The following is a 3,195-nucleotide window of genomic DNA, read 5'->3' as shown; positions in this document are numbered from 1 at the left end:
TGACGAGGATCAGGACGCCGGCGGACAGGGTCGCGCCGGAGAAGATCCGGTCGCCCATGCGGACGACGGGTTTGGGAGGAGCGGCGGGCGGAGCGGCCGCCGGTGCAGTGGTTGCCACGAGTGGTCCTCGGTTCTCTTGATCGTGTCCGGCCCGGGCCGGCGGTAGGACGGGGTTTCGCGGGTTCCGGTCCCCGCGTCATATGACGAGGGCAACCGTCTGGGGTGAACCGCCGAAGCGGCGCAGCGCGTGTGGTGCTCGCGCTACGCCGCTGTCGGGCGGATCGGATCGGGTGTCAGGACGCGACCGTGATCGTGTCGAGGACGCTCTGGATGTTCCCCCGCATGGTCTCGGAGATCGGTGCGGAACCGGCGTTGTCCGCGGCGGTCTGCTGGCCCTCCTCGGAGATCACGTAGGACTCCCAGGCGGTGACCAGGTCGACGGTCTCCTGGTCGGGGTAGGTGGAGCAGACCAGGTGGTAGGACACGAGGACGATCGGGTAGGTGCCCGACTCGGTGGTGTCGCGGGCGAGCTCGAGGGCGAGGTCACCCTCGCCACGGCCCTCGACGCGCTCGGAGGCGTCGACGACGGCGGCCGCGGCCTCCGGCGAGTAGGGGACGTACTCCTCACCGACACCGACGGCGACGGTGGAGAGCGAACCGACGGCCGAGGCGTCGGCGTAGCCGATCGCGCCGTCGGTGCCGGACACGGTGCTCACGACACCGTCGGTGCCCTGGGCAGCCTCGCCACCGAACTCCTCGGGCCAGGTCTCCGCGGCCTCGTGGCCCCAGGCGTCGCCCGCAGCGGCGGCCAGGTAGTCGGTGAAGTTCTCGGTGGTGCCCGACTCGTCGGAGCGGTGCACGGCGGTGATCGGGGTGTCGGGGAGCTCGACACCCTCGTTCTCGGCGGCGATGGCCTCGTCCGACCAGTTGGTGACCTCACCGGCGAAGACCTTGGCGATGAGCTCGGCCGACATGTTGAGCGAGTCGACACCCTCGAGGTTGAAGGCGATGGCGATCGGGGAGATGTAGACCGGGAACTCGTAGGCGCCGTCGGGGCCGCAGACCTCGGGAGCGGCAGCGAGCTCCTCGTCGTCCAGGTAGGCGTCGGAACCGGCGAACTGGGCGTTGCCGGCGAGGAAGTTCTCGCGGCCGGCACCGGAGCCGTCCGGCGAGTACTGGACCTGGAGGTCCGGGTGGACGGAGGTGACGCCGGCGGTCCAGGCGTCCATGGCGGCCTTCTGCGAGGAGGCACCGATGCCGGTGAGGGTACCGGAGACGGTCTCCTCGGCAGCGGCGTCGTCACCACCGGTGGAGCCGGAGGTGTCCTCGCCGGTGGCGGAGGTGCCGCCACCGCAGGCGGAGAGGAACAGGGCGCTCGCCGCGGCGGTCGCCGCGACGGGGAGGAAACGCTTGAGCTTCACAGGGGGCCTTTCGTCAGGTCTGCGTACCGAGGGGAGCAGGCGTGAGTGCCCGGTGTTCCCCGAGTGCGTCCCAGACTCTAGGGAGCAGCGGTGGCCGGGAGGCGGGGAGAAGATGAACGACAGGTGAACGGGTCTCGAAACTGCGGTTGCCCGGATCACGACCGGATAACGCCCCAGGTGAGAAAGCTTCCCGTGTGATCGGGTTCACCCGCCGTTCATGTGAGGGTCCTCACTTCGCGGGGAGAACCGAGCCGGACAGTGGGAGGGCGGGGTACCTTCGGCGGCGTCCATGGACCCCGGTACCCCTCACTCGTCGACGGGCCGGAACCGTTCGATCTCGACGACGCGGGGGACCGCGCCCGGACGGACGTGGACGACGAGCACCTCGCCGGGGGCGAGATGGGGGTCGTCGACGGGCAGCATGTCGGCCACCCGGTCCGGCGCGTGCCGGGCGAGCACCTCGAGAACGGTCGGCAGGACCGGCCGGTGCGTGCACATGACGGTGGGCTTGCCCTTGTGGAGCATCTTCTCGATCGACCGCGCCGTCTTCTCCGGCTTGTTGCGCTGCGCCTTCTCGGAGAGGTTGGCGTTCTTCTTCATCTGCATGCCGAGTGCGGCGGCCAGCGGCCGGACGGTCGCCACGCAGCGCTTCCACGGACTGGAGACGACCCGGCCGATCGGCCAGGAGGTGAGCAGACCGACCAGGGCCAGGGCCTGCCGGGTGCCGAGTGCCAGGAGCGGACGCAGGCTCTCCGTCTCATGCCACTTGGACCGGGGGAAGGCCTTGCCGTGGCGGACGACGAGCAGCGGCCAGGCCCGCAGACTGCCGGTCCCGTAGGCGTGCTCGACCTTCTCCAGTTGCTCGCGGTCGGAGAACAGGGTGAGACGGCCGCGCGCCTCGGCGACGGGGAACCACTCGACCCGGTCGATCTCCTTGGGGTCGGCGACCTCGTGGCGGGTGGTGCCCTCGGGCACCTCGGCGGACCAGTACGCCACGTGCTTGGTCAGGTGGCGTCCGACGGTGTAGCGGGCGGCCGGTAGCGGCAGGCCCAGGTGCACGCGGTACCCGGTCTCCTCCTCGACCTCGCGGACGGCGGTCTCCGGGAGCGTCTCCCCGGGATCGACCTTCCCCTTGGGCCAGGACCAGTCGTTGTAGCGCGGGCGGTGGACCAGCAGGATCTCGAGACCGGTCCGGCCCTCGCGCCAGCACACGGCGCCGGCGGCCAGGACGTCCGCGGTGACACCCGCGGACGCGGCGGCGTCCTTGACGCTCATCGACCGCCCGCCCGGGTGCGACGACGATGCCGGGTGACGAGTTCGGACTGGTAGTCCCGCAGGCGGTTCCCCGCCTCGTCGTGGACCCGGCGGTTCCAGGTGCCGTCGGGGCCGAGCACGAAGGCGGAGGTCCCGGGGTCGAAGGCGAGGTCGAACAGCGACACGACATCGGCCACGTGGGCGGGGTCGGTGAGTCGCACGAGGGCCTCGACACGCCGGTCGAGGTTCCGGTGCATGAGGTCGGCCGAGCCGATGTACGTGACCGGGTCCTCGACACCGAAGACGAAGCAGCGGGAGTGCTCCAGGTACCGGCCGAGCACGCTGCGGACCTCGATGTTCTCCGACAGGTCGGGGATGTCGGGGCGGATCCCGCAGATGCCGCGGACGAACAGCTGGACCTCGACGCCGGCGCGGGAGGCGAGGTAGAGGGCGTCGACGATCGCCTCGTCGACGATCGAGTTGACCTTCATCCGGATCCGGGCGGGCCGGCCCGCACGGG

3 protein-coding genes are annotated in these 3,195 nt (G+C 70.9%); all 3 read right to left on the bottom strand.

The genetic code is table 11. The features are described 5' to 3' along the window. Positions 1-293: 293 nt before the first annotated feature. Positions 294-1,421 carry a phosphate ABC transporter substrate-binding protein PstS gene (locus tag AAD496_RS14815; protein WP_349829652.1) on the bottom strand — a complete coding sequence of 376 codons (1,128 nt, stop codon included), beginning with the start codon at positions 1,419-1,421 and terminating at the stop codon, positions 294-296. Positions 1,422-1,727: 306 nt separating this feature from the next. Further along, positions 1,728-2,696, bottom strand: a complete 969-nt coding sequence (locus tag AAD496_RS14810) for an NUDIX hydrolase (RefSeq protein WP_349829650.1) — start codon at positions 2,694-2,696, stop codon at positions 1,728-1,730. Continuing rightward, positions 2,693-3,195 (bottom strand): phospholipase D-like domain-containing protein (locus AAD496_RS14805; RefSeq protein WP_349829648.1); only part of this gene is annotated, 503 nt, incomplete at its 5' end. The genes AAD496_RS14810 and AAD496_RS14805, both read right to left, overlap by 4 nt.

It is taken from the genome of Brevibacterium litoralis, from assembly GCF_040212315.1.
Lineage (GTDB): Bacteria > Actinomycetota > Actinomycetes > Actinomycetales > Brevibacteriaceae > Brevibacterium > Brevibacterium litoralis.
This window is presented reverse-complemented; position numbering and strand designations above follow the sequence as displayed.